22 protein-coding genes are annotated in these 24,197 nt (G+C 58.7%); 7 read left to right on the top strand and 15 right to left on the bottom strand.

The genetic code is table 11. The annotated features are described in order from the left end of the window. Positions 1-217 precede the first annotated feature (217 nt). The gene (locus AC3IUE_RS26590; RefSeq protein ID WP_489264233.1) at positions 218-1,252 is read left to right on the top strand and encodes an alpha/beta fold hydrolase; all 1,035 of its coding nucleotides are present in this window, start codon (positions 218-220) and stop codon (positions 1,250-1,252) included. Between the two features lie 89 nt (positions 1,253-1,341). Continuing rightward, positions 1,342-2,007, top strand: a complete 666-nt coding sequence (locus tag AC3IUE_RS26585; protein WP_489264232.1) for a DsbA family oxidoreductase — start codon at positions 1,342-1,344, stop codon at positions 2,005-2,007. A gap of 113 nt (positions 2,008-2,120) precedes the next feature. On the opposite strand, the gene AC3IUE_RS26580 is transcribed toward AC3IUE_RS26585, so the two are convergent. From AC3IUE_RS26580 to AC3IUE_RS26540, 9 genes are all read right to left on the bottom strand, one after another. Next, on the bottom strand, positions 2,121-2,450 hold the full coding sequence (locus AC3IUE_RS26580; RefSeq protein WP_489268959.1) for a GlpM family protein: 330 nt from the start codon (positions 2,448-2,450) through the stop codon (positions 2,121-2,123). Between the two features lie 8 nt (positions 2,451-2,458). Next, entirely contained in the window at positions 2,459-3,787 is a 1,329-nt protein-coding gene (gene aauR, locus AC3IUE_RS26575; RefSeq protein ID WP_056742023.1) for a two-component response regulator AauR, read from the bottom strand. Further along, positions 3,784-5,685 carry a two-component sensor histidine kinase AauS gene (gene aauS, locus AC3IUE_RS26570; protein ID WP_489264231.1) on the bottom strand — a complete coding sequence of 634 codons (1,902 nt, stop codon included), beginning with the start codon at positions 5,683-5,685 and terminating at the stop codon, positions 3,784-3,786. Before aauS ends, aauR begins: the two co-directional genes overlap by 4 nt. A gap of 164 nt (positions 5,686-5,849) precedes the next feature. Then, positions 5,850-6,584, bottom strand: a complete 735-nt coding sequence (locus AC3IUE_RS26565; RefSeq protein WP_046047081.1) for an amino acid ABC transporter ATP-binding protein — start codon at positions 6,582-6,584, stop codon at positions 5,850-5,852. Continuing rightward, entirely contained in the window at positions 6,581-7,252 is a 672-nt protein-coding gene (locus AC3IUE_RS26560) for an amino acid ABC transporter permease (protein WP_056742021.1), read from the bottom strand. The genes AC3IUE_RS26565 and AC3IUE_RS26560 overlap by 4 nt, the downstream gene beginning before the upstream one ends. Next, positions 7,252-7,998, bottom strand: a complete 747-nt coding sequence (locus AC3IUE_RS26555; protein ID WP_008156468.1) for an amino acid ABC transporter permease — start codon at positions 7,996-7,998, stop codon at positions 7,252-7,254. Before AC3IUE_RS26555 ends, AC3IUE_RS26560 begins: the two co-directional genes overlap by 1 nt. A 190-nt stretch (positions 7,999-8,188) precedes the next feature. Further along, a complete protein-coding gene (locus AC3IUE_RS26550) occupies positions 8,189-9,103 on the bottom strand; it encodes a glutamate/aspartate ABC transporter substrate-binding protein (protein ID WP_046047083.1) in 915 nt (304 codons plus the stop codon). A gap of 321 nt (positions 9,104-9,424) precedes the next feature. Next, positions 9,425-9,835 carry a DUF4440 domain-containing protein gene (locus AC3IUE_RS26545; protein ID WP_489264230.1) on the bottom strand — a complete coding sequence of 137 codons (411 nt, stop codon included), beginning with the start codon at positions 9,833-9,835 and terminating at the stop codon, positions 9,425-9,427. After that, positions 9,816-11,183, bottom strand: coding sequence for an MFS transporter (locus AC3IUE_RS26540; protein WP_489264229.1), 1,368 nt, complete (start codon positions 11,181-11,183; stop codon positions 9,816-9,818). The genes AC3IUE_RS26545 and AC3IUE_RS26540 overlap by 20 nt, the downstream gene beginning before the upstream one ends. A gap of 105 nt (positions 11,184-11,288) precedes the next feature. On the opposite strand from AC3IUE_RS26540, the gene AC3IUE_RS26535 reads away from it, so the two are divergent. Then, positions 11,289-12,176, top strand: coding sequence for a LysR family transcriptional regulator (locus tag AC3IUE_RS26535; protein ID WP_489268957.1), 888 nt, complete (start codon positions 11,289-11,291; stop codon positions 12,174-12,176). A 62-nt stretch (positions 12,177-12,238) separates the two neighbouring features. Here the strand turns inward: AC3IUE_RS26535 and glpD are convergent, their stop codons facing one another. From glpD to AC3IUE_RS26515, 4 genes are all read right to left on the bottom strand, one after another. Further along, complete coding sequence (glpD, locus tag AC3IUE_RS26530; protein WP_056742020.1) at positions 12,239-13,777, bottom strand: glycerol-3-phosphate dehydrogenase; 1,539 nt, start codon at positions 13,775-13,777, stop codon at positions 12,239-12,241. Between the two features lie 297 nt (positions 13,778-14,074). Further along, positions 14,075-14,830 (bottom strand): DeoR/GlpR family transcriptional regulator, encoded by a 756-nt coding sequence (locus AC3IUE_RS26525; RefSeq protein ID WP_007916700.1) that lies wholly within the window; start codon positions 14,828-14,830, stop codon positions 14,075-14,077. Positions 14,831-14,925: 95 nt separating this feature from the next. Then, positions 14,926-16,431, bottom strand: coding sequence for a glycerol kinase GlpK (glpK, locus tag AC3IUE_RS26520; RefSeq protein WP_033057460.1), 1,506 nt, complete (start codon positions 16,429-16,431; stop codon positions 14,926-14,928). Positions 16,432-16,507: 76 nt separating this feature from the next. Continuing rightward, complete coding sequence (locus AC3IUE_RS26515; protein WP_218538395.1) at positions 16,508-17,359, bottom strand: MIP/aquaporin family protein; 852 nt, start codon at positions 17,357-17,359, stop codon at positions 16,508-16,510. Between the two features lie 369 nt (positions 17,360-17,728). On the opposite strand from AC3IUE_RS26515, the gene ybaK reads away from it, so the two are divergent. Beyond that, positions 17,729-18,199, top strand: a complete 471-nt coding sequence (ybaK, locus tag AC3IUE_RS26510) for a Cys-tRNA(Pro) deacylase (RefSeq protein ID WP_007971306.1) — start codon at positions 17,729-17,731, stop codon at positions 18,197-18,199. Positions 18,200-18,305: 106 nt separating this feature from the next. Further along, positions 18,306-19,088, top strand: coding sequence for a PhzF family phenazine biosynthesis protein (locus AC3IUE_RS26505; RefSeq protein ID WP_489264228.1), 783 nt, complete (start codon positions 18,306-18,308; stop codon positions 19,086-19,088). A gap of 117 nt (positions 19,089-19,205) precedes the next feature. Here the strand turns inward: AC3IUE_RS26505 and AC3IUE_RS26500 are convergent, their stop codons facing one another. Together AC3IUE_RS26500 and argF are read right to left on the bottom strand one after the other, a co-directional pair. Next, positions 19,206-20,315 (bottom strand): ABC transporter ATP-binding protein, encoded by a 1,110-nt coding sequence (locus AC3IUE_RS26500; protein WP_489264227.1) that lies wholly within the window; start codon positions 20,313-20,315, stop codon positions 19,206-19,208. After that, the gene (gene argF, locus AC3IUE_RS26495; RefSeq protein ID WP_056742017.1) at positions 20,312-21,232 is read right to left on the bottom strand and encodes an ornithine carbamoyltransferase; all 921 of its coding nucleotides are present in this window, start codon (positions 21,230-21,232) and stop codon (positions 20,312-20,314) included. Before argF ends, AC3IUE_RS26500 begins: the two co-directional genes overlap by 4 nt. A gap of 417 nt (positions 21,233-21,649) precedes the next feature. On the opposite strand from argF, the gene AC3IUE_RS26490 reads away from it, so the two are divergent. Both AC3IUE_RS26490 and AC3IUE_RS26485 read left to right on the top strand, forming a co-directional pair. Further along, positions 21,650-21,940 (top strand): hypothetical protein, encoded by a 291-nt coding sequence (locus tag AC3IUE_RS26490; RefSeq protein WP_046047088.1) that lies wholly within the window; start codon positions 21,650-21,652, stop codon positions 21,938-21,940. Positions 21,941-22,074: 134 nt separating this feature from the next. After that, positions 22,075-24,180, top strand: a complete 2,106-nt coding sequence (locus AC3IUE_RS26485) for a molybdopterin oxidoreductase family protein (protein ID WP_489264226.1) — start codon at positions 22,075-22,077, stop codon at positions 24,178-24,180. Positions 24,181-24,197 lie beyond the last annotated feature (17 nt).

The raw sequence follows: 24,197 nt of genomic DNA, 5'->3' as shown, positions 1-24,197 counted from the left end.
GGAGCCGGCTCGCTCCCACATTGGATTTATGTCGATCAGAGATGTTGTGTACGACATCAATCCTGTGGGAGCGAGCCTGCTCGCGAAGAACGATAACGCGGTCCTGAAAATGACCGTTCAGCACTCTTCATCAAACTGTCACGTAACTGTGGCAGCGCGCTTGAACAAACTTCATCAGACTCGCGCTCTACTGGAGTTCTGCGTTTCGGTGTTTTTCATGCGTGCACGATTTTTTTCCACAGCGGTTTTCCTGGCCGCGCTGTTGTTCGGCCTGCCGTCCTTGGCGGCGTCTCGTTGCGATATCAATGTTCCGACCGAACGGGTCGATCTGGCACAGGTGAGCCTGGCGTACCAGAGCATCGGCCGTGCGTCGGACCCTGCGTTGTTGCTGGTGATGGGCCTGGGCGGGCAGTTGATTCACTGGCCGGACGAGGTGGTGGTCGCGCTGTGTCAGCAAGGCTTTCGGGTGATTCGCTATGACAATCGCGATGTCGGGCTCTCGACCTGGCGGCAAACGCCCGTCGATGCCAACCTGACCTTTGAAGTGCTGCGTTACAAACTCGGTTTGCCGGTGTCGGCGCCGTACACCCTGACCGATATGGCAGACGATGCTTTTGGCTTGATGGATGCGTTGCACGTCGAGCAATTCCACGTGCTGGGCGCGAGCATGGGCGGGATGATTGCCCAGCACATGGCGGCGATGGCGCCGCAACGGGTCGAGAGCCTGACCCTGATCATGACCAGTTCCGGGGCCGAAGGCTTGCCGGCGCCGAGTGCGGCGTTGGTGCAACTGTTGTCGCGCCGTGGGGCGCCCAATCGCGAAGTGGCGCTGGAACAACAGGCCGACCTGCTGGCGGCGCTGGGCAGCCCGACGGTGAGCGATGATCGGCAGGTATTGCTGCATCAGGCGGCGCTGTCTTATGACCGGGCGTTCAATCCCGAGGGCGTGAAGCGCCAGATCATGGCGATCCTCGCCGAGCGCAGTCGTGTGGCATTGCTCAATCAACTGCGCGTTCCGACGCTGGTGGTTCACGGCACTGCTGATCCGCTGTTGCCGGTGATGCACGGTGTACACCTGGCGGCGCATATCCGCGGCAGCCAGTTGAAGCTGATTCCGGGTTTGGCCCATCGTTTCCAAGAGGCGTTCAAGGCGCCGTTGCTGGCGGCGGTGTTGCCGTACTTGCAGGCTCACCGCGAAGACACCTCGCATTGGGCGCAGATTGATCCGGTGGCAACCCCCAACCTTCTCTAACCCACAGGGGGAGTGGAACGGCTGCCACCTCGGCCTCGTCGGGTGTATGGTTCGAGCTTTCCGGCGCGTTCCAGTCTGCGAGGTGTGTGATGAGTACCCCCCTGAAAATCGATTTCGTCAGCGACGTGTCCTGCCCCTGGTGCGTCGTCGGCCTCTACGGCCTGACCCGGGCCCTGGATTTGCTGGGCGACGAGGTGCAGGCCGAGATCCGTTTCCAGCCGTTCGAACTGAACCCGAAGATGGGGCCTGAAGGGCAGAACATCACCGAACACATCACCGAGAAGTACGGCTCGACGCCTGAGCAATCCCAGAAAAATCGCGAGATGATCCGCGCGCGCGGCGCCGAGGTCGGGTTTGCGTTTCGCACGGACGGCAACAGTCGCATCTACAACACCTTCGACGCCCACCGCTTGCTGTTCTGGGCGGGACTGGAAGGGTTGCAGTTCAATCTGAAAGAGGCGCTGTTCAAGGCGTATTTCACCGAGGGCGGCAATCCGTCCGACCATGGGCAGTTGGCGCAGATCGCCGAAAGCGTTGGCCTGGATCGGTCGCGAGCCGAGGCGATTCTGGCGTCGGATGAATTCGCCAAAGAAGTTCGTGAAGAGGAGCAGTTGTGGCTGTCGCGAGGCGTCAGTTCGGTGCCGACGGTGGTATTCAACGGACAATACGCCGTCACTGGCGGGCAGCCAGTGGAAACGTTTGTCGGGGCGATTCGGCAGATCATGAGTGAAGCGAAGGGCGGTACGGTCAACTGACCGGAGATCGTTCCCACGCTCCCGCGTGGGAATGCCTCTAGGGACGCTCCGCGTCCAGTGACGCGGAGCGTCACGGGCTGCATTCCCACGCAGAGCGTGGGAACGATCAAAAGTCAGGCGTGGAGGCGGACCCAAACCGTGACAAGCAAGGTCGCCGCGATCAACCAAGCCACCGCCGCCACAGCGAGCGAAGCCTCCAGCCGCATCCGGTCCACCATCACATACAACGTCGCCAGGTAGATGAAGTAAGGAATGATCGACCACATCCCAAACACGATGGTGGTCTTCAAATCCTCCAGCGAACGACCCTTGCCGACGATGTAATGAGCAATCAGCGCAAAGGTCGGAAACAGCGGCACCAATCCGGCGATGTAATAGTTTTTGGTCTTGGCCAGGGCGGCGAGGATCACCACCACGGCCGCGCCCAGGGTTGCTTTGAAGATCAGGTCCATCAGTGGCTCAGCCCGTACTTCTTCACTTTGTCGAACAGCGTGGTTTTGGCCATCCCCAGTTCCAGGCTGGCCTGGGTCAGGTTGCCGCCGCTGCGCTGCAACGCGTCGTTCAGCAGGTTGCGTTCAAAAGCTTCTACCGCTTCGGCGAAGGCCAGGCCCTGATTGCTGCCGCTGGCGCCGGATTTCTTGAAGGCCGGCAGACCGAGGGCAAAGCGCTCGGCGACGTTGCGCAGTTCGCGCACGTTGCCCGGCCAGTCGTGGCTCATCAGGTTCGACAGGGTCTGGTTGTCCAGGTCCGGCACGGCACGATCGAAGCGCAGGGACGACTGCTGCAGAAAGTGTTCGAACAGTTGCAGGATGTCTTCGCGGCGCTCACGCAGCGGCGGTAATTCAAGGGTCACCACGTTCAAGCGGTAATACAGGTCGCTGCGAAACTCGCCAGCCTTGCTCGACTCATCCAGATCGGACTTGGTCGCCGCGATCACCCGGCAATCCACCGCCACGCTCTGGTTCGAGCCGAGGCGTTCCAGGGTGCGTTCCTGCAATACCCGCAGCAGTTTGATTTGCAGTGGCAGCGGCATGCTTTCCACTTCGTCGAGGAACAGCGTGCCGCCGTCGGCGTGTTCGATCTTGCCGATCCGCCGCTTGCCGGCGCCAGTGAAGGCGTTGGCTTCATGGCCGAAGATTTCGCTTTCGAACAGGTTCTCCGGCAGGCCACCGCAGTTCAGCGCGACGAACTGTTTGGTGTGCCGCCGACTGAAGTCGTGCAGGCAACGCGCAACCAGCTCTTTACCGGTGCCGGTCTCGCCTTCGATCAGCACGTTGGCCGAGGTATCGGCAACGTTGGCGATCAATTCCCGCAGGTTCTGCATGGCGGGTGAGCGGCCGATGATCCGGCCTTCGAGGGAATCCCGTTCCGCCAGTTGCCGACGCAACGAAGAGACTTCCCGCGCGAGGCTGCGTTGCTCCAGCGCACGGCGCGCCACATCGACCAGACGTTCGGGGGAGAAGGGTTTCTCCATGAAGTCATAGGCGCCTTTCTGCATCGCACCAACAGCCATGGAGATGTCGCCGTGACCGGTGATCAGTACCACTGGCAGGCTGCGGTCGCGGGCCTTGAGTCGGGTCAGCAATTCCAGGCCATCGATACCCGGCAGGCGGATGTCGCTGATGACGATGCCGGCAAAGTTGTCGCCGACCCGCTCCAGCGCTTCTTCGGCGCTACCGACGCCCACGCAGGGAATGTCTTCCAGGGTCAGCGCCTGTTGGCAGCCGAGCAGCACATGGGGGTCGTCTTCGACGATCAGCACACTAAGGTCGTTGTTCATATTGGCTCGGCGTGAGTGGGGCTTACCAACGGTAAACTGAGGACGAAGGTGGTGCCACCGCTGGCCGGGTGCTCGACACCCAGGTGCCCGCCGGTGGCGGCGGCCAGGCTGGCGGAAAGGGTCAGGCCGAGGCCCAGCCCCTGTTCGCCGGGCTTGGTGGTGAAGAACGGTTCGAACAGATGTTTGCGTGCTTCGACGTCGATGCCGTGGCCGTTGTCGCGCACACGAAGGCGATATTTGCCATCGAACTCTTCGCCTTCGAGCCACAATTCCGGCAGCGGCTGTGCCTGCATGGCGTCGAGGGCGTTGCCGATCAGGTTGACCAGAATCTGCTCCAGGCGGGTCTGGTCGATCTGCACCTGCAGATCGGCGAAGTCTCGGTGCAACTGAAGATGCGCGCTTTCCACGCGACCACCGAGCAGCTGCAAGGCCGCATCCACTGCTTTGCCGAGGCTGGCCTGACCTTTGTCGTCTCCGCGGCGAGCAAACGAACGCAGGCTGGCGGTGATCCGGCCCATGCGGTCGATCAGTTCGTTGATGGTCTTGAGGTTGGTGCTGGCAACGTCCAGTTGACCGCGTTCCAGAAACCGCACGGTGTTGCCGGACAAGGTTCGCAGCGCCGCCAGTGGCTGGTTCAATTCGTGGGCGATGCTGGTGGACATCTGGCCGATGGCCGCGAGTTTACCCGCCTGCACCAGTTCATCCTGGGCGCGGCGTAGCGTCTCTTCGGCCAGACGCCGTTCGCGGATCTGTCCCTTGAGCCGTTCGTTGCTGGCGCGCAGATCAGTGGTGCGTTCGGTAATCCGACGCTCCAGTTGATTGTTGGCTTCCTGCAAGGCTTCCCGGGCGGCGAGGCGGGTGGCAATGACCTTGCGCCGCTCGTTCCAGGCGATCAGCAGGAACGCCACCAGGGCAAACGCCACCGCCACCAGAATCCCCTGACTGATCGCTTCGCGGCGCAAATCCTGCAGGGGGGTGAGCAGGGTGAAATTCCACGGGGTATCGCTCAATGGCCGGGTTTGCGACAGGTAGCTGATGTCCTCTTCATCTGATTCCACTTCGCTGTTGGCGGGGAAGGTGAGTTTTTCCTCGCCTTCGGCCAGTTTTTCCCGGGCCAGCGGTTGCAGTTCGTTCAGTGGGAACCAGTAGTACTGAAGGCTGCGGGCCAGCTTTTCTTTCGTTTCGTCGCTCAACGGAACAACCGATTTCAGGCGCCGTGCCGGATCGCTGGAAAGAATGATGATGCCGTTTTCATCGCTGACGAAAGCTTCCAGCCGCGCGCGCTGCCAGCGTTCTTCCATGGCTTCGAGTCGGACCTTGACCACCGCGACGCCGATGATCTTGCCGTGTTCTTCCAGGCCATGAGCCAGGTAGTAACCGGGTTCGCCGCTGGTGCTGCCGATGCCATAGAAGCGCCCCGGCTGACCGCGAACGGCATTCTGGAAATAGGCGCGGAAGGACAGGTCTTCGCCCAGGTAACTGTCGACATCGCGCCAGTTACTGGTGGCCATGACACGGCCGGTGGTGTCCATCACATAGATAGCCCGACTGCGGCTGCGCCGGTTCAGGCCTTCGAGGTATTCGTTGACCGTCTGCCGGTGTTCCGGTGACGGGTCGGCCAACAGCTTCGAAACACTGGATTCGAGTTCCAGCAGGCTGGGCAGGTAGGTGTACTTGCTGATCTCGCTCTCGACAGCGCGGGCGTGCAGTTCCAGCTGACGCTGGCCGTTCTCGCTGAGGCTGCGGATCCCGTAGTGTTCACTGACCCAGAAGCCGAGGTAACCCAACCCGATCATCAGGGCGATGACCAGCGGCGGCAGGAACAGATGGCGAATCAGACGGGGTTTCACGGCGAGTGATGGCGGCGCGGCGCGATAGAGATTGGGGTCGCATTTCATCACAGATGCCTTGGGTCAACCACAACACTTACTTAGAGCACCACCACCGGCCCCTGTGGGAGCGAGCTTGCTCGCGATGAGGCCATTACAGTCAACATTGATGTTGAATGTCAGTCCGCTATCGCGAGCAAGCCCGCTCCCACATTTGGGGAGCGGTGCCTTTCTTAGTGCTGCAGAATCTTGGCGAGGAAATGCTGCGTACGCTCGGCGCGGGCGTTGATGTCGCCGAAGAACTCCTCTTTCTTGCAGTCTTCGATGATCTTGCCCTGGTCCATGAAGATCACCCGATCCGCCACTTTACGGGCGAAGCCCATTTCGTGGGTCACGCACATCATGGTCATGCCTTCGTGGGCCAGTTGCACCATCACGTCGAGTACTTCGTTGACCATTTCAGGGTCAAGCGCCGAGGTCGGTTCGTCGAACAGCATGACGATCGGGTCCATCGCCAGCGCACGGGCAATCGCCACACGCTGTTGCTGACCACCGGAGAGCTGGCCCGGGTGCTTGTGAGCGTGTGCCGAGAGGCCGACGCGCTCCAGAAGTTGCAGGCCTTTCTTGGTGGCTTCTTCCTTGCTGCGGCCCAACACCTTGATCTGCGCGATGGTCAGGTTTTCGGTGATGGTCAGGTGCGGGAACAGTTCGAAATGCTGAAACACCATGCCAACGCGCGAACGCAGTTTCGGCAGGTTGGTCTTCGGGTCGGCGATGGAGGTGCCATCGACCACCACGTCGCCTTTCTGGAACGGTTCCAGGGCATTGACGCATTTGATCAGGGTGGATTTGCCGGAACCGGACGGCCCGCACACCACAATCACTTCGCCTTTTTTGACCTCGGTGCTGCAGTCAGTCAGTACCTGGAAGTCGCCATACCACTTGTTGACATTCTTGATAGAGATCATACGGCAAACCTTTTTTGCAGACGCTTGACCAGCAGCGAGGCGGCAAAGCTGATTGTGAAGTACGTGAGACCTGCAAAGATCAGGAACTCGTTGGAGCGACCGATGATGTCGCCACTGGCACGCGAGGCATTGAGGAAGTCCACCAGACCGACCGCGTAGACCAGCGAGGTGTCCTGAAACAGGATGATGCTCTGTTGCAGCAGCAGCGGGGTCATTTTGCGGAACGCTTGCGGCAGGATGATCAAACGCATCATCTGGCCATACGTCATGCCCAAGGCTTGGGATGCACCCATCTGGCCCTTGGAAATCGACTGCACACCGGCCCGGACGATTTCGCAGAAGTACGCCGCTTCGAACATCATGAACGCCACGATGCACGAGGCAAACGCGCCGATCGGGGTGTCTTCGCCGGTGATCCAGCGCAGTACGAACGGCACCGCCAGGTAGAACCAGGTGATGACCAGCAGCAGCGGAATCGAGCGGAAGTAGTTAACGTAGGCGCCGGCAATGTTCGACAGCAGTTTGCTGTGGGACAGGCGCATCAGCGCCAGGATCGTGCCGAGGATGATCCCGCCGGACACGCCCAGCGCCATCAGTTGCAGGGTCATGACCATGCCGTTCCACAAACCCGGCAGGGACGGGACGATGCCCGAGAAGTCGAATTCCATCATTTACCCCCTACGGAGATCAGGCCCGGTACGGCTACTTTCTTCTCGACCATGCGCATCAGCAGCATCAGGCCCATGTTCAGCGTGAAGTAGATCAGCGTTGCCAGGGTGAAGGCTTCGAACAGGTTGGCGGAGAACTCGGCGGTCTGTTTGGTCTGCGCAAGCAACTCCATCAGGCCGATCAGCGACGCGACCGAAGAGTTCTTGAACACGTTCAGGAATTCCGAGGTGAGCGGCGGAATGATGATCCGGTAAGCCTGGGGCAGCAGCACGTTCCAGTAGATTTGCGGCAGCTTGAAGCCCATGGCACGAGCGGCGGATTCCTGGCCGCGAGGCAGCGCCTGGATACCGGTACGCACTTGTTCGCAAACGCGGGCGGCGGTGAACAGACCCAGGCAGACGACGACGCTGAGGTAAGCCGAGGTGGTCGGATTGAGATCCTGCTTGTACCACTCTTGCAGGTCCGGAGGCAGCAGATCGGGCACCAGGAAGTACCAGATGAACAGCTGAACCAGCAGCGGCACGTTACGGAAGAGTTCCACGTAGCAGGTCGCGATGCCCGATACGATGCGGTTCGGCACGGTGCGCATGACACCCAGAATCGAGCCCAGCAGCAGGGCAATGATCCAGGCCACGACGGCGATGGCGATGGTCCAGCCCAAACCGGCGACGTACCAGTCGAGATACGTCTCGCTGCCCACGCCGGTGGACTTGAAGAACACGCCCCAGTCCCAGTTGTAATTCATTAGGGTCTCCCCTCAGATCGTTCGATGTACAAGTGCCCGCCTGGGGAAGCTCCGTTCCCGCCCGATTGAAGATCAGGCACACACGAGCGGCTCGACAACCACCGGTTCGAGTGTTTCCAGAAATGCCAGCAGGGAGTGACTATCCCCTGAAAGGGCAGCGGCCCTCTCAGGAGATAAGGTTAGTCAGAAATCAGGATTTCTTTTCGTCAGCCGCTTTATCGGTCGGATTGGCGATCAGGGCCTTGAGCTCGTCGCTCATCGGGAACATCAGGTTCAGGTTTTTTGGCGGGATTGGCTGCATGAACCATTTTTCGTAGATCTTGTTGATCTCGCCGGACTTGTAGGTCGCAACGATGGCGTCATCCACGGCCTTCTTGAACGGCTCGTCGCCCTTGCGGACCATGCAGCCGTAGATTTCGTAGGACTGTGCAGTACCGGTCACGGCCCAATCGGTTGGCTTCTTGGCCTTGGCCATTTCACCGGCCAGCAAGGCGTCGTCCATCATGAACGCGACGGCACGACCCGATTCCAGCATCTGGAAGGATTCGCCGTGGTCTTTGGCGGAGATGACGTTCATGCCCATCTGCTTGTCGGCGTTCATCGACTTGAGGATGCGCTCGGACGTGGTGCCGGCGGTGGTTACGACGTTCTTGCCTTTGAGGTCGGCGAAGTCTTTGTAAGGCGAATCTTTCTTGGCCAGCAGCTTGGTGCCGATTTCGAAGATGCCGACGGAGAAGTCAACTTGCTGCTGACGCTCGACGTTGTTGGTGGTGGAGCCGCACTCGACGTCCACGGTGCCGTTCTGCACCAGCGGGATACGGGTTTGCGAGGTCACCAGGTTGTATTTGACCTGGAGGTTCGGCATGTCCAGGTCTTTTTTGATGGCTTCAACGATTTTCAGCTGGATATCGTGGGAGTAGCCAACCGGTTTGCCGGAAGCGTCCGCGATATAGGAAAACGGAATGGAAGCGTCACGATGCCCGAGGGTGATAACGCCGGACTCTTTGATCTTCTTCAGGGTGCCGGTGAGTTCGGCGGCGAAAACTGGAGTGCTGATCAGAGCGGCAGCAATGGCTGCGCCCAGGAGATGGGGAACGATGCGCATCAAATTTTCCTCGACATTGTTTTTATATGGAGCCAGTTCATCGGCCCTTTTTGTGCTTTGAATGCTTGCCGGCTCCTGAAGGGTTGGCTCAGCGGACATTCGTCCAAGAGTGTAGAGCATGACTCGTGCCAGGCCAGGCTGAGTAGATCAAACTATTGATTTATAAGGAGATTAAATATTTGTGGCGAGGTTTTTGATGTCGGAGAAATCCGGTTAACCGAATCGACCGACAGGTCGCGTTCGGAAAACCGAATGGTGTTTTTGTCCGCTAACACCCTATTGGCCAGATAAGAGTCAGTGATTGTGTAGTTCATACGAGAATCAGCTTTCCTGGCTTAGCGGCGTTTCATGCAGGTAGGTCCATTGGGCGTTGTGGTGATGGATGCCAATGATCGCCACCGAAACCCGTGAGCTTTCGCGCTGGTTGAGGCGATGGGTTTCCTTGTAGCGGATCGCCACGCTGGCGCCTTCTTGCCATACCGTCTGCAGGTCACTGATGACGATCTCCAGACCTGGCTTGGCGCCGACCGCACCCTTGAACATCTGTTCAACCATCGCCCGGCTGACGATGGCGGCCGAAGTGGTAACCATGGTGAAGTGCTCGGCGAATGCTGACATCAGCGGCTCGAAAGCGGCCTGCCCCTCACCGTTTGAATCGGTGAACAGGGTGTGGATCAACGCGTGCACGTGATGAATGCTGTGGTGCGCCTGTTCAACTATTTTGTTGTGCATGACAGTCCTTTTGAGTGTTCAACTGACTCAGTTGAAAGAGTGGAAACAGGCCCACCAGCGCGGCGATGGCGAAGGTCACGTGGTACGCCTGGGTGGTATCGAAATGCTTCAAGAGCAGGTTGAAAACCATCAGGAAGAGGGCAGCGCCGATGCTGAATGACATCTGTCGGTTGATGTTCCAGATGACACTGGCCTTGTGGGTGTCACTGCCCTCAAAGTCCATCAATGACGTGGTTTGTGCTGTGTTGGCACCGATGCCGCCGCCGATCCCCATCAAGCTGTAGGCGATGACAATCATCCAAAGGTCTGAGGGATTGTTCACCAGTAACAGGGTGGCAATGCCGGCGCTGTGTAACAGCATGCCCAAGGCAAACAGCCGCTTTGCGCCCATCCGGTTATAGACCCGGCCACAGATCAACATCGCGATGAACGCGCCGATGGCATACAGGATCATGAACATCCCTGTCAGTCGGGCGCTGAAGTGCAGGGTGTTTTGCAGGAAGAAGATGCTCATCAAGTTGACTCCGGTGAACACACCTGGAATCGCGTAATAGATAAAAATGGAGGTGCTGAGTTTTTTGCTTTTGAGCAGGCTCAGTTCAATGATCGGGTTTTTGCAGGTGCGGTAGTGCAGCCCGTACAGCACGACGAAAGTAACTCCGGCCATGACGAAGAGGGCGGCCACCCCTGCCGGAGCGTCGCCGCCATACAACGACATTCCCATCAGCAGGCTGCCGAGCGCCGCGCTAACCAGCAGCAAGCCCTTGATGTCGGGTCTGGGCAAACTCGTCGGGCGCGTTTCGTTGATCCAGAACCAGGACAGCAATGCCGCGATCAGCGAGAACGGAATGTTGCTGTAGAAGACCCAGCGCCAGGAACTGCTGTCGACGATGACGCCGCCGATGGTAGGTGAAATGGCGGGCGCTATCAGGGCAACGGCCATGACCAATGTGGATATTTTCGCCCGCTGCTCACCCTTGAACAGGTTGAACGTCAGCGCCTGGCCGACAGGAATCAACAGTCCGCCGCCAACGCCCTGGACGAAGCGCCAGATCACCAGTTCGTTGAAACTGTTGGCCAGTCCACACATCCACACGGAGCCTGTGAATACGATCATCGAGGCGGTGAGGATTTCCCGGCTGCCAAAACGACCGGCCAGCCAAGTGCTGACCGGGATAATCAGCGTCAGCCCGAGAATATAAGCATTAGCCACCCAGGCAACGTCTGAAGTACTAACGTGCAGCGCCGTCGATATACTGGGTAATGCGACCGCCGACATAAAGATGTTAATGCAGTCTATAAAAAAGCCGATCAGGAATATTAGTGCAACTTTGTAGCGATAGGTCATGTTGTTTCCCCTTTGCCGCAAAGCATAGGGGCGGTGGACTTGAACTGTCGATACGACTATCCTTGAAACAATGTTTGACGGGATTTAACAGTGAGCCATTTTGCTATGCACACTCATCTTAATCGGGTCCAGACATTTCTGGCCGTGGTCGATTTTGGTTCTTACACCAAGGCCGCCAATTACCTGAGCATCAGCAAAGCCATGGCCAGCCTGCATGTCAAGGCGCTGGAGGATGTGCTGTCAGCGACGTTGTTGATTCGCAATACCCGAAATATATCCCTCACTGAAATAGGCCAGGATTTTTATGAAGAGTTCAAAGGTATTGTCGCGGATATAGATAATGCCTTTGACAATGTATTAAAAGGGCATAACCGGGTTGCCGGTAAATTGCGCTTCAGTTCCACCAGTGAATACGGTGAGGCGTATATTCTGCCGTTGATTCCGCAATTTATAGAGCGCTACCCGGAGATAAAACTCTGTTATAACTTTAACGCGTCACTCAATGACCTGGTGGCGGAAAAGTTAGACCTGGTTATCCGTTTGGGTAACTTGGCGGACTCTGCATTCAAGAGCCGTAAACTGGCGGATTATGAGATTGTCCTGGTGGCTACCAAGACGTTCCTTGCACGTCACCCAGTGCAAAAACCTCAGGACCTGAATGCGGTGCCGTGGATTGCCAATAGCAACCTGCAGGCGCCCACTCAATGGACGCTGCGCCATCCGCAATTGGGTGATGCCGAGATCAATGGGATCAATCAGTTTGAATCCAATTCTTCCACGGCCATCCGATCCATGACGTTGTCGTCGCTAGGTGTTTCGGTGCTGCCCTCCTGGGTGGTCAAGGACGACATCGCCAGCGAGCGGCTGATCCGGTTGTTACCCGACTATTCGCTGCCCTCTCAGTCAGTCAGCGTGGTGTTCCCCAACAGCCCGCATTTGCCCCACAAATCGAGGGCGTTCATTGATTTCCTGTTGCTCCATCTGGCGCAGTAAGCACCTACAAAAAAGCCCCTGAATCGTGAGATTCAGGGGCTTTGCTTTAACCGGATTGCCGATCAGGCCGCTTCGATCTTGCTGCGGTTCTGTTCGACCTTGTTCAGGTAATCCTTGAGCTTTTCCTGTTCCGCCGGAGTAGTGAACAGCCCCAGCTTGCTACGGCGCCACAGAATGTCATGCGCGGTGGTTGCCCACTCTTCGCTGCACAGGTAATCGACTTCGCGGGTGTAGAGACCGCCGCCGATGTGTTCGCCCATGTCGCCGAGATTCTGCACGCCTTCCAGCATGCGCCAGGTGCGGCTGCCGTAGGTGGTGGCCCAGCGGCGGGCAATTTCGGTCGGCACCCAGTCGAATTTGTCACGGATCAAGGCGCACAAGGCTTGCGGGGTGGTCATGTCTTCGCCGCCCGGCAGGGTAGCGCTGACGGTCCAGCTTGGCTTGATGTCCTTGAAGTACGGAGCCAGTTGCGCCAGCGCCGACTCGGCCAGTTTGCGGTAGGTGGTCAGCTTGCCGCCGAACACCGACAACAGCGGCGCTTCTTCGCCGGTGCCCGACAACGCCAGGGTGTAGTCGCGGGTAACGGCCGACGGGTTGTCGGATTCGTCGTTGCACAGCGGGCGAACGCCGGAATAGCTGTGCAGGATATCGTCGCGGCTGATGCGTTTCTTGAAATGGGAGTTGACCACTTTCAACAGGTAGTCGGTTTCGCCTTCAGTGATCGCAACTGCAGCCGGATCGCCGGTGTACTCGCGGTCGGTGGTGCCGATCAGGGTGAAGTGGTTCAGGTACGGAATGGTGAAGACGATGCGCTGATCTTCGTTTTGCAGAATGTGCGCGTGTTCGCCTTCGTACAGTTTCGGCACGATCAGATGGCTACCCTGAATCAGGCGGATGCCGTACGGCGATTCCATCTTCAGGTCGTCACGAATGAACTTGGCGACCCAAGGGCCAGCGGCGTTTACCAGTGCCTTGGCGCGGATCGAAAACAGACTGCCATCGGCGCGCTCCAGATGCAGGTGCCACATGCCCTTGGTGCGACGGGCGCTGACGCAACGGGTCTGGGTGTGAACGTGGGCGCCTTTTTCGCGGGCGGCCATGGCGTTCAGCACTACCAGACGCGCATCGTCGACCCAGCAATCGGAGTATTCAAAGCCTTTGGTGATTTCGCTTTTCAGCGGGCTGTCCGGGCCGAACTTCAGGCTTTTCGAACCTTCGAGTTTTTCCCGCTTGCCGAGGTTGTCATAAAGGAACAGACCGGCACGGATCATCCAGGCCGGACGCAGGTGTGGGCGGTGCGGCAGCACGAAGCGCATCTGCTTGACGATGTGCGGGGCCTTGGCCAGCAGCACTTCGCGTTCGGCCAGGGCTTCGCGCACCAGACGGAATTCGTAATGTTCAAGGTAGCGCAAGCCACCGTGGATCAGCTTGCTGCTGGCCGACGAGGTGTGGCTGGCCAGGTCGTCCTTCTCGCAAAGAAACACCGAAAGACCGCGACCGGCGGCATCCGCTGCGATCCCCACGCCATTGATCCCGCCACCGATGACGGCGATATCGTAGATCTCAGCAAGAGGGGGCGTAGGCAAGGTAGAAGTGGGCATCGGCTAGCCTCGGGCTTTTATGATTTTCTGTATTGGAATTCGAACATTAATGTTCATTTGCGAAAATGGTAGCCCATAAAGTCGCCCACAGCCAGTTAACTTCGATTGAAAATACTGATCGAAGGGCCGTGAAAGGAAAATTTTCGAACATCTAAGATGTGCGGTAAGCCGCGGAAGGTGTGCCGCATGGGCGACCGTATTCGCGAGCAGGCTCGCTCCCACAAGGGTTACGCGGAACCTGTGGGAGCGAGCCTGCTCGCGATGGCGTCGGTACAGTCGACGAAGATGTGAGGGGAGTTAAACGACTTCGAGCCGAATCTTGTGCTGACTCAGCAACTGCGCCAACGCCGGAACAGGCTGCTGATCGGTCACCAGGCAATCAATCAAGCTGATCGGCCCCAGACGAATCATGGCGTTGCGCCCGAATTTGCTGGAGTCAGCCGCGAGGATGACCTGTCGGGCATTGGCGATGATCGCCTGCGACACCCGAACTTCCTGATAGTCGAAGTCCAGCAGACTGCCGTCTTCATCGATACCGCTGATGCCGACCAAGGCAAAATCAACCTTGAACTGGTTAATGAAGTCGACACTGGCCTGACCGACCACGCCACCGTCGCGCCGCACATTGCCACCGGTCAGCAGGACATCGAAGTCGTCCTTGGCGCTGAGCATCGAGGCTACATGCAGGTTATTGGTGATGATCTTCAGGTGATTGTGATTGAGCAACGCCCGGGCGATGGATTCGGTGGTGGTACCGATATTGATGAACAGCGAGGCGTGATCGGGGATTTGAGCCGCAATGGCTTCACCGATACGCTGCTTTTCATCGCGCATCTGATCGGCACGCATGGCGTAGGCGGTGTTTTCGACGCTGGAATCGTAGGCTGCGCCGCCGTGGTAGCGACGCAACAAATTAGCTTCCGCGAGCTGATTGATATCGCGGCGGATGGTTTGCGGTGTAACGACGAACAGCGTAGCCATTTCCTCGATGCTGACATAGCCGCGTTCGCGGACCAGTTCGAGGATTTGCTGCTGACGGGGAGGCAGATTCATGGGGCTTCCTTTGGGCTGCCGTGCAAAATTTGCCCATGATGCCGCAGGAATCTGCTCCCTACCAGTTACATACCGATACGAGTACTCAGCTCGGCTTATTCAGCGCCTTCATGCGGTTCCCAATCGCGGGTGCGGCTGACGGCTTTTTTCCAGCCGGCGTAGAGTTTTTCCTTCGCGGTTTCGTCCAGGGTCGGTTCGAATTCGCGCTCGATCACAGCCTTGCCACGCAACTCATCCAGGCTGCCCCAGAAGCCACACGCCAGACCGGCCAGGTAAGCCGCACCCAGTGCAGTGGTTTCGCGCATTTGCGGACGCTCGACCTGAGTACCGAGGATGTCGGCCTGGAACTGCATCAGGAAGTTGTTCGCCACCGCACCGCCGTCGACACGCAGGGATTTCAAGCGTTCGCCGGAATCCTGTTGCATGGCGTCCAGAACGTCGCGGGTCTGGTAGGCAATCGACTCCAGGGCTGCACGAATGATGTGATCCACGCGTACGCCGCGAGTCAGGCCGAACAGCGCGCCACGGGCATACGGGTCCCAGTACGGAGCGCCCAGGCCGGTGAAGGCGGGTACCAGGTACACGCCGTTGCTGTCCTTGACCTTGTTGGCGAAGTATTCGGTGTCGTGGGCGTCGTTGATGATTTTCAGTTCATCACGCAGCCATTGAACGGTGGAGCCGCCGTTGAACACAGCACCTTCCAGTGCGTAAGCCACTTCGCCGCGCGGGCCGCAAGCGATGGTGGTGAGCATGCCGTGCTTGGACTTCACGGCTTTATCGCCGGTGTTCATCAGCAGGAAGCAGCCGGTGCCGTAGGTGTTTTTCGCCTGACCTGGTTCGACGCACATCTGGCCGAACAGGGCCGCTTGCTGGTCACCGGCGATACCGCCGATGGCGATGCCGCTTTTGGTGTGGCCGTAGATTTCCGACGAGGATTTAACTTCCGGCAGCATCTCGCGCGGAATATCCAGCACCTCCAGCATCTTCGCGTCCCACTCCAGTGTGTGGATGTTGAAGAGCATGGTGCGCGAGGCGTTGGTGTAGTCGGTGACGTGCACTTTGCCGCCGGTAAATTTCCAGATCAGCCAGCTGTCGATGGTGCCGAACAACAGCTCGCCTTTGCGCGCACGTTCGCGGCTGCCTTCGACGTTGTCGAGGATCCATTTGAGCTTGGTGCCGGAGAAGTACGGGTCGGTAACCAGGCCCGTGGTGTCGCTTATGTATTGCTCGTGACCGTCGCGCTTGAGCTGCTGGCAGATCTCGGTGCTGCGGCGGCACTGCCAGACGATCGCGTTGTAGATCGGGCGGCCGGTGGTCTTGTCCCAGACCACGGTGGTTTCGCGCTGGTTGGTGATGCCGATGGCGGCAACCTGGTCGTGATGCAGGCCGGCTTGAGCCAGGGCCTCGACCATCACGGCGCTTTGAGTGGCGAAGATTTCCATCGGGTCATGTTCAACCCAACCGGCTTGCGGGTAATGCTGTGCGAATTCGCGCTGGGCGGTGCAGACCACGTTCGCGTCGCGGTCGAAAATGATCGCGCGTGAGCTGGTCGTACCCTGATCGAGGGCAATGATGTAGTTCTTATTCTGAGTGTCGGTCATGTCGATTGCCTTGGACGAAAAAAGGGGAGTGAGGTCCGGCGCGTGATCTGATGGGCAGGATCACGCGCCAACGGTATCAAGAAGTTCTTGGTTTGCCGTCAATGGCCGGTACTGCTTCCTTTGTAGCAGGTAGGGCGCTAGGCAGATGACGGGCAATCAGCCCGCGATACGCTGCAGCACCGAGGCAGGCACCGACAATCGGTGCAAAAATCGGAATCAGGAAATACGGGATATCGCGCCCGCCGGTGAAGGAAATTTCACCCCAGCCAGCGAAGAAAGTCATCAGTTTAGGACCGAAGTCGCGCGCCGGGTTCATCGCAAAACCGGTCAGCGGCCCCATCGAGCTGCCAATTACGGCAATCAGCAGGCCGATCAGCAGCGGAGCGAGCGGACCCTTTGGCAAGCCATTGTTGTCGTCGGTCAGGGACATGATCACGCCCATCAGGATGGCAGTGATGATCACCTCAACCAGAAAGGCTTGTGCCGTGGTCAAGGCCGGGTTGGGGAAGGTGGAGAACACCGACGCCAATTCGAGGCTGGCCTGAGTACCACGAACCATATGGTGAGTTTGTTCGTAATCGAAGAATAAATTGCTGTACAGCGTGTAAACCAACAACGCTCCACAGAAGGCACCAGCGATCTGGGCGAGAATATAAAAGGGCAGTTTGCGCTTTTCGAAGTCAGCGAAAATGCTCAGGGCAATGCTGACGGCGGGATTGAGATGAGCCCCGGAAACGCCGGCGGTCAGGTAGATCGCCATGCTCACGCCGACCCCCCAGATGATGCTGATTTCCCAAAGGCCGAAGCTGGCACCCGCGACCTTGAGCGCGGCAACACAACCTGTACCAAAAAAGATCAGCAGCGCAGTGCCCAGGAATTCGGCCATGCATTGGCTTGAGAGCGACGGTTGTTGTAAAGCAGTTGTCATTGAAAACCTCATTTTTGTTGTTGTCTGGCGCTTTTGCATCATGGTCAAAGCGCGATTTTCACCGAGACAGGATCCCCATCCTGTTCTCGGCCTACTGCTGGGTGCTGCGTAGGAACATTCGTACAGTATTCAGATTCGAAAAAATATAGACAAGAAACGCTGATGTCAAAGGTCGAAAGTGAACCGTCAGTCACAATCGAACTATTAGTCACATGAATGACCGCATCGTTCACGCGGCAGGCTGAAGGTGGACGAACGGCATAAGGCGCCGCCAAACCTTTGAAATAGCGCCGCAATAGAGCCATTTGTCGATCAATGACCTAGAATCCAGCGCAGTATTTTTCTTCTGCCGCCCAGTCTGGAGCTGTCATGACCCCCGCATTGGATTTGTTGAAAAAAGTTCGTGCCGAACATCGCGTGCACAGTTATGAACATGATCCGAAGGCAGCGTCCTACGGGCTGGAGGCCGCGGAAAAGTTGGGGTTGGACCCGGCGCAGGTGTTCAAGACCTTGCTGGCGGCCAGCGAGAAAGGTGAATTGCTGGTGGCCGTGGTGCCGGTCGTCGGAAGTCTGGACTTGAAAGGCCTGGCTCATGCTGCTGGCGTAAAAAAAGTCGAAATGGCCGATCCTGCCGCTGCGCAACGATCCACCGGTTACCTCTTGGGCGGCATCAGTCCGTTGGGACAGAAAAAGCGCCTGCGCACCTTTATCGATAATTCGGCGCAGCCTTTCGCCAGCATTTTTGTCAGCGCGGGGCGACGAGGGCTGGAGGTCGAATTGGCGCCCGCGGTGCTGGCCGAACATACCCAGGCGAAGTTCGCTGATATCGGCCGCGCCTGACGAGGGCTTCCGGTCCGGCGCTGTATGGTGCAAATTTACGGGCTCTGTCACTGGTGCCGGGTTGTCGGCAGCTTCATGCTCCGTGGCCTGACAAAGGGAGAAGGTTATGCAGCTTGAGTTTCATCAGGTCGATGCGTTCAGTGATCGGCCGTTCAGTGGCAACCCGGCGATGGTCTATCGCCTCGATGCCTGGCTTGCCGATGAGTTGATGCAGAAGATCGCCGCCGAGCACAACCTCGCCGAAACCGCTTTCGTGGTGCGCGAAGGGCAGGGCTGGCATATCCGCTGGTTTACCCCGACCACCGAAGTGCCGTTGTGTGGTCATGCAACCCTGGCCAGCGCTTACGTTCTGTTTGAAATCTATAAAGAGCCGGTCGAGCGGCTGGACTTTATCTGCAAGTCCGGCCCGCTGAGTGTGAGCCGTGAGGGTGAGCGCTTGTGGCTGGATTTCCCGGCGCTCATTCCGTCGGAAGTGGGCGTGACCCTGGATGTCGAGCGCGCGCTGGGTGTGGAAGCGGTTGATGTGCTGGGGTCGAACGAGTTGTTTGTGGTGCTGGAATCCGAGCAGGCGGTGCTCGAATGTCAGCCGGACATGGCAGCGCTGGCGAAACTGCCGTGGCCGGGGGCAATTGTCACGGCCAGGGGCAGTAAGCATGATTTTGTGTCCCGCTACTTCGCGCCGGCAATCGGCATCAACGAAGACCCGGTGACGGGTTCGACCCATTGCAGCCTGATTCCGTACTGGTCGAAACGTTTGGGCAAGTCGAGCCTGACGGCTTGTCAGCGTTCGGCTCGAGGCGGGGAGTTGTACTGTCGGCTGGAAGGGGATCGGGTGAAAATCGGCGGGAATGCGACGCTCGTTGCCAGCGGAACGCTAATGCTGGGTTAACCGAAACCTACTGTGGGAGCGAGCTTGCTCGCGACGGCTGCGTGTCAGTTGACGAGAGTGTCGACTGATACACCGCCTTCGCGAGCAGGCTCGCTCCCACATTTTTGTCCGTGTGTATCAGTGGGCGCTGCTGTAGCGGCGAACACCGGACTCGACGACCGGAATCTGCGCCGCCGTACTCCCCGACGCCTGAAACAGCACCAGGTGTTCAGCCGCGACACGAATGCCGACCTCTGAACCCACCTGATGATCGGCATGGCTCGGGAAAATCGATTCCAGCTGCGCGCCAGTCGGCAACTGCAAGCGATACAAGGTGGACGCACCCTGGAAAGACTTGCCGACAATCCGCGCCTTCAACGTGCTGTCCGGTGCATAAACGATATCGTCCGGACGCAGCAACACATCCACCGCACCGCCAACCGGCCAGGTGTAGGCACGATTACCGCGTAACTCACCCAGTTCGGTCTGTACCGACTCGGGGCTGTTCAGCTGACCGCGAATGAAATAACCCTGGCCGATGAAACTGGCCACAAACGGCGTCAGCGGTTCGTGATACAGGTTGTAGGGCGTGTCCCACTGTTCCAGACGACCTTCCTTGAAAACCCCCACATGATCGCTCACCGCGAAGGCCTCTTCCTGATCGTGGGTCACCAGAATCGCGCTGGTGCCACGGGCCTTGAGGATGTCGCGCACCTCATGGCTGAGCTTGCGTCGCAGCTCGCCATCAAGGTTGGAAAAGGGTTCGTCAAGCAGCAGCAATTGCGGTTCCGGCGCCAGGGCGCGGGCCAGTGCGACGCGCTGCTGTTGACCACCGGACAGCTCATGCGGGAAGCGCTTGCCGAGGTTTTTCAGGTTGACCAGTTCCAGCAACTCTTCGGTGACGCGATCCTTTTGCGGGTGCTTGCGGATCCCGAAGGCGATGTTTTCGGCCACGCTCAAATGCGGAAACAGTGCGTAATCCTGGAACACCATGCCTATCCGGCGTTTCTCCGGGGCAAGGGTGAAACCGGCGCGGGAGATCGTCTCGCCCGCCAACTGGATTTCACCTTCGTGTACCGGTTCGAAACCGGCAATGGCCCGCAGGGTAGTGGTTTTGCCGCAGCCCGAAGAGCCCAGCAGGCAACCGATGTCGCCGGCATTCAAATGCAGGTTGAGGTTCTGCACGACTCGCTGGTCTTGATAGCCGCAAGCGAGGTTACGCAGGTTCAGCAGTAATGGATGGCTCATGCGTGGTGATACGCCGGCTCGACGAGAAACTCGAGCAGGGCCTTTTGTGCGTGAAGACGGTTTTCGGCTTGATCCCACGCGACGGAACGCTGGTCATCGAGCAGGTCGACGCTGATTTCTTCGCCACGGTGGGCCGGCAGGCAATGCATGAACAGCACGTCCGGTGCGGCCAGGTCGAGCAGGGCGCGGTTGACCTGGAATGGCGCGAACAGCTTCAGGCGTTTGGCGGTTTCCTCTTCCTGGCCCATGGAGGTCCAGACGTCGGTGCTGACCAGGTGGGCGCCGCGTACGGCATCCTTCGGATCGCGGACGATGGTGACCCGATCACCGGCCTTGGCCACGAATTCAGGGTTGGGTTCAAAGCCTTCCGGGCAAGCGACGCGCAACTGGAAGTCGAACTGGATCGCCGCTTCTATATAGCTGTTGCACATGTTGTTGCCGTCGCCAATCCAGGCCACGGTTTTGCCCTGGATCGAACCGCGGTGTTCGAGGAACGTCTGCATGTCGGCCAGCAACTGGCACGGGTGCAAATCGTCGGACAGGCCGTTGATTAGCGGGACGCGCGAATTGGCGGCGAACTCGGTCAGTGTGCTGTGGGAAAACGTGCGGATCATCACCGCATCGAGCATGCTCGACATGACAATGGCGGCATCGCCGATCGGCTCGCCACGGCCCAGTTGGGTGTCGCGCGGCGACAGAAAGATCGCCTGGCCACCGAGCTGGATCATGCCAGCTTCGAACGAAATTCGGGTGCGGGTCGACGATTTCTCGAAAATCATCCCGAGCACGCGGTTTTTCAGAGGCTCGAACAGTACGCCGCGGTTACGCAGGTCTTTGAGCTCAACGCCTCGACGGATCACGCTGACCAGCTCTTCGGGCGTGCAATCCATCAGGGAGAGAAAGTGCCTTGCGCTCATCATTGACTACCTTTTTGCAACAGACCGCAGATACTCAAAGCCTTGTTTAACTGAAAAACGGGCGAGACCTGCGGCGTAAGCCGCACGGGGCGACGAAATAGGGGAAGGCGCGATCTTATAATTAAATGTCGCGTCTTACCAATAGGGCTACGGTTTTTAGGGGATTTCAGAGGGGCTACGGGATGACCGCAGTAGCGCTTTTGAAGCCTGTTTCCTGACAGCAGCCCGTCATTTGTACACTGGGGTCGCGGGGCTTTGCAATCAAATGGGGCGGGGACGGCATAGCAACGGTCGGTTTCTGACCTGTCATTCGAAACATTTGTGCTCAGGATTGAGGGATGTGTCTGGTCTGAAACATTTGCTAATGCAAAGTGGCGGGTTATAACTAACGCACGAACGACGCAGGAAGCCTTCGGAATGGAATCGAAAGAACGACAGTTAATGGAATTACTCGGCCTCACGGCTCGCTCGCTGACCCACCTCACCGCGTCCATGACCTCGATGTCCTTCGAGTTAATGCGCAGTGAAGACGAAGTGACCAAGGCTGCCGGCCGGCGGATGATCGACCGCATGGCAACCATCAGCACCGGGCTCGACGAGCACTGGCGACTGATCGGCGAACTCACCGGTGTTCATCTCGCTCAAGAGCAGATCGAAACCATCCAGGAGATCCAGTTGCAGGCGCCGCCGAGGCTGCCGCCGAACTGATCCCCAGCGGTCATCGGCTGGCCTGATGGCCGCCGATTCACAAGACGAACGTCGCTGGCGCCGCAGTGGATCAGGCGCCATAGTTTTGTTCCCGCGGCCGATATTGCCCGCCCAGAACAAGACAGAGACTGGCCATGACCAAGACTCTCCATCACCGTGCGTGCCACTTGTGCGAAGCCATTTGCGGCCTGACCATCGAAACCACCGAGGTCGAAGGCGCGGTGCAGATCACGTCGATCAAGGGTGACGCCCAGGATACATTCAGCCGCGGGCACATCTGCCCCAAGGCCGTCGCCCTGCAAGATATTCAGAACGATCCGGATCGTCTGCGTCAGCCGATGCTGCGTGTCGGCAGTGAATGGCAACCCATCGAGTGGGAAGACGCCTTCAACCTTGTAGCCGAACGTCTGGCGGCGATTCAGGAGCGTCATGGGCAAAACGCGGTGGCGGTCTATCAAGGCAACCCCAGCGTGCACAACTACGGGTTGATGACCCACAGCAATTACTTTCTCGGCCTGTTGAAAACTCGCAACCGGTTTTCCGCGACCTCGGTCGATCAGTTGCCCCATCACCTGACCAGCCATTTGATGTACGGCCACGGCTTGCTGTTGCCGATCCCGGACATCGATCACACCGATTTCATGCTGATCCTCGGCGGCAATCCGCTGGCCTCCAACGGCAGCATCATGACCGTGCCGGATGTGGAGAAGCGCTTGAAGGCCATTCAGGCCCGCGGCGGCAAAGTGGTGGTGGTCGATCCGCGCCGCAGCGAAACCGCGGCGATTGCCGACCAGCATCTATTCGTGCGCCCCGGTGGCGATGCGGCGTTGTTGTTTGGATTGCTCAATACCTTGTTCGCAGAAGGCCTGACCCGCGACAGTCATTTGCCGGTGGACGGTCTGGATGAGGTGCGGGAGGCGGTCGCGAATTTCACTGCCGAGGCCATGAGCCCACTGTGCGCGGTGCCCGCCGAACAGATCCGCCAACTGGCGCGGGACTTTGCGGCGGCGCCGACAGCGGTCTGTTACGGCCGCATGGGCGTCTCGACCCAGGCGTTCGGCACCTTGTGTCATTGGGTTGTGCAACTGATCAATCTGGTCACCGGTAATCTTGATCGCGTAGGAGGGGCGTTGTGCACCGAACCGGCGGTGGACCTGGTGGCGTCCACCTCGGGTGGGCATTTCAATCTGTGGCAGAGTCGGGTCTCCGGGCGTCCTGAATATGGTGGAGAACTGCCGGTCTCGGCGCTGGCCGAAGAGATGCTTACCGAAGGGGAAGGGCAGGTCCGCGCGCTGATTACCGTGGCGGGTAATCCGGTGCTGTCGACGCCCAATGGCCGACAACTGGAACAGGCTCTGGACGGTTTGGAGTTCATGGTCAGCATCGACCTGTACATCAATGAAACCACGCGTTATGCCGACCTGATTCTGCCGTCCACATCGGCCCTGGAAAATGATCATTACGACACGACTTTCAATATGTTTGCGGTGCGTAACGTCAGTCGGTTCAATCGCGCGATCCTGGCCAAGCCTGAAGGTGCGTTGCATGACTGGGAGATTTTCGTGGGGCTGGCCAAGGCCTTTGCTGCGAAGACCGGCAAGGAACTGAAACCGACGATCCCGCCAGCGCAGATGATCGATCGTGGCTTGCGGATGGGGTTGTATGGAGATGCTTCGGAACAGAAATTGTCGCTGGCGACCTTGTTCGATCACCCGCATGGTGTCGATCTCGGGGCGCTGAAATCCAACCTGGCGCCACGCCTGAAAACCGCCAACCAGCGCGTCCAGTCTGCGCCACCAGCGATCCTTGCCGACCTGGCGCGCTTTGCAGCCTTGCAAGCACCAGCGGCCGATGAGTTGCTGATGATTGGCCGCCGTCATGTGCGCAGCAACAACTCGTGGATGCACAACTATCACCGCCTGGTGAAGGGCAAGCCGCGCCATCAATTGCTGATGCACCCGGATGACCTGGCCAGCCGTGGGCTCAACGACGGGCAGCGCGTGCGGGTCAGTTCGCGGGTCGGTGAGATCGAAGTTGAAGTGCTCGGCAGTCTGGATATGATGAAAGGCGTGGTCAGCCTTCCGCACGGTTGGGGCCATGCGCGGCCGGGGGTGCAGATGACCATTGCCAGTGGTCAGCCGGGTTCCAGCGCCAATGACTTGACCGACGAGTGTCAGCTCGATGAGTTGTCGGGCAATGCGGCGTTGAACGGTGTGCCAGTGACCGTGGCGGCGGCTTGATCAAGTCTGTCGGGGAG

This window comes from Pseudomonas sp. GL_093, assembly GCF_057837605.1.
The sequence above is the reverse complement of the archived record's forward strand: the minus strand, read 5'-3'. Positions and strand labels throughout refer to the sequence as shown.

What these genes read in the sequence shown, in the direction of transcription:
- AC3IUE_RS26500 (WP_489264227.1), bottom strand. Translation starts at nt 20,315, where the DNA reads ATGAGCCATCCATTACTGCTGAACCTGCGTAACCTCGCTTGCGGCTAT.
- AC3IUE_RS26545 (WP_489264230.1), bottom strand. Translation starts at nt 9,835, where the DNA reads ATGCACAACAAAATAGTTGAACAGGCGCACCACAGCATTCATCACGTG.
- AC3IUE_RS26535 (WP_489268957.1), top strand. Translation starts at nt 11,289, where the DNA reads ATGCACACTCATCTTAATCGGGTCCAGACATTTCTGGCCGTGGTCGAT.
- argF (WP_056742017.1), bottom strand. Translation starts at nt 21,232, where the DNA reads ATGAGCGCAAGGCACTTTCTCTCCCTGATGGATTGCACGCCCGAAGAG.
- AC3IUE_RS26490 (WP_046047088.1), top strand. Translation starts at nt 21,650, where the DNA reads ATGGAATCGAAAGAACGACAGTTAATGGAATTACTCGGCCTCACGGCT.
- AC3IUE_RS26540 (WP_489264229.1), bottom strand. Translation starts at nt 11,183, where the DNA reads ATGACCTATCGCTACAAAGTTGCACTAATATTCCTGATCGGCTTTTTT.
- AC3IUE_RS26560 (WP_056742021.1), bottom strand. Translation starts at nt 7,252, where the DNA reads ATGGAATTCGACTTCTCGGGCATCGTCCCGTCCCTGCCGGGTTTGTGG.
- ybaK (WP_007971306.1), top strand. Translation starts at nt 17,729, where the DNA reads ATGACCCCCGCATTGGATTTGTTGAAAAAAGTTCGTGCCGAACATCGC.
- AC3IUE_RS26565 (WP_046047081.1), bottom strand. Translation starts at nt 6,584, where the DNA reads ATGATCTCTATCAAGAATGTCAACAAGTGGTATGGCGACTTCCAGGTA.
- AC3IUE_RS26550 (WP_046047083.1), bottom strand. Translation starts at nt 9,103, where the DNA reads ATGCGCATCGTTCCCCATCTCCTGGGCGCAGCCATTGCTGCCGCTCTG.
- AC3IUE_RS26525 (WP_007916700.1), bottom strand. Translation starts at nt 14,830, where the DNA reads ATGAATCTGCCTCCCCGTCAGCAGCAAATCCTCGAACTGGTCCGCGAA.
- AC3IUE_RS26515 (WP_218538395.1), bottom strand. Translation starts at nt 17,359, where the DNA reads ATGACAACTGCTTTACAACAACCGTCGCTCTCAAGCCAATGCATGGCC.
- AC3IUE_RS26505 (WP_489264228.1), top strand. Translation starts at nt 18,306, where the DNA reads ATGCAGCTTGAGTTTCATCAGGTCGATGCGTTCAGTGATCGGCCGTTC.
- AC3IUE_RS26590 (WP_489264233.1), top strand. Translation starts at nt 218, where the DNA reads ATGCGTGCACGATTTTTTTCCACAGCGGTTTTCCTGGCCGCGCTGTTG.
- aauS (WP_489264231.1), bottom strand. Translation starts at nt 5,685, where the DNA reads ATGAAATGCGACCCCAATCTCTATCGCGCCGCGCCGCCATCACTCGCC.
- glpK (WP_033057460.1), bottom strand. Translation starts at nt 16,431, where the DNA reads ATGACCGACACTCAGAATAAGAACTACATCATTGCCCTCGATCAGGGT.
- AC3IUE_RS26485 (WP_489264226.1), top strand. Translation starts at nt 22,075, where the DNA reads ATGACCAAGACTCTCCATCACCGTGCGTGCCACTTGTGCGAAGCCATT.
- aauR (WP_056742023.1), bottom strand. Translation starts at nt 3,787, where the DNA reads ATGAACAACGACCTTAGTGTGCTGATCGTCGAAGACGACCCCCATGTG.
- glpD (WP_056742020.1), bottom strand. Translation starts at nt 13,777, where the DNA reads ATGCCCACTTCTACCTTGCCTACGCCCCCTCTTGCTGAGATCTACGAT.
- AC3IUE_RS26555 (WP_008156468.1), bottom strand. Translation starts at nt 7,998, where the DNA reads ATGAATTACAACTGGGACTGGGGCGTGTTCTTCAAGTCCACCGGCGTG.
- AC3IUE_RS26585 (WP_489264232.1), top strand. Translation starts at nt 1,342, where the DNA reads ATGAGTACCCCCCTGAAAATCGATTTCGTCAGCGACGTGTCCTGCCCC.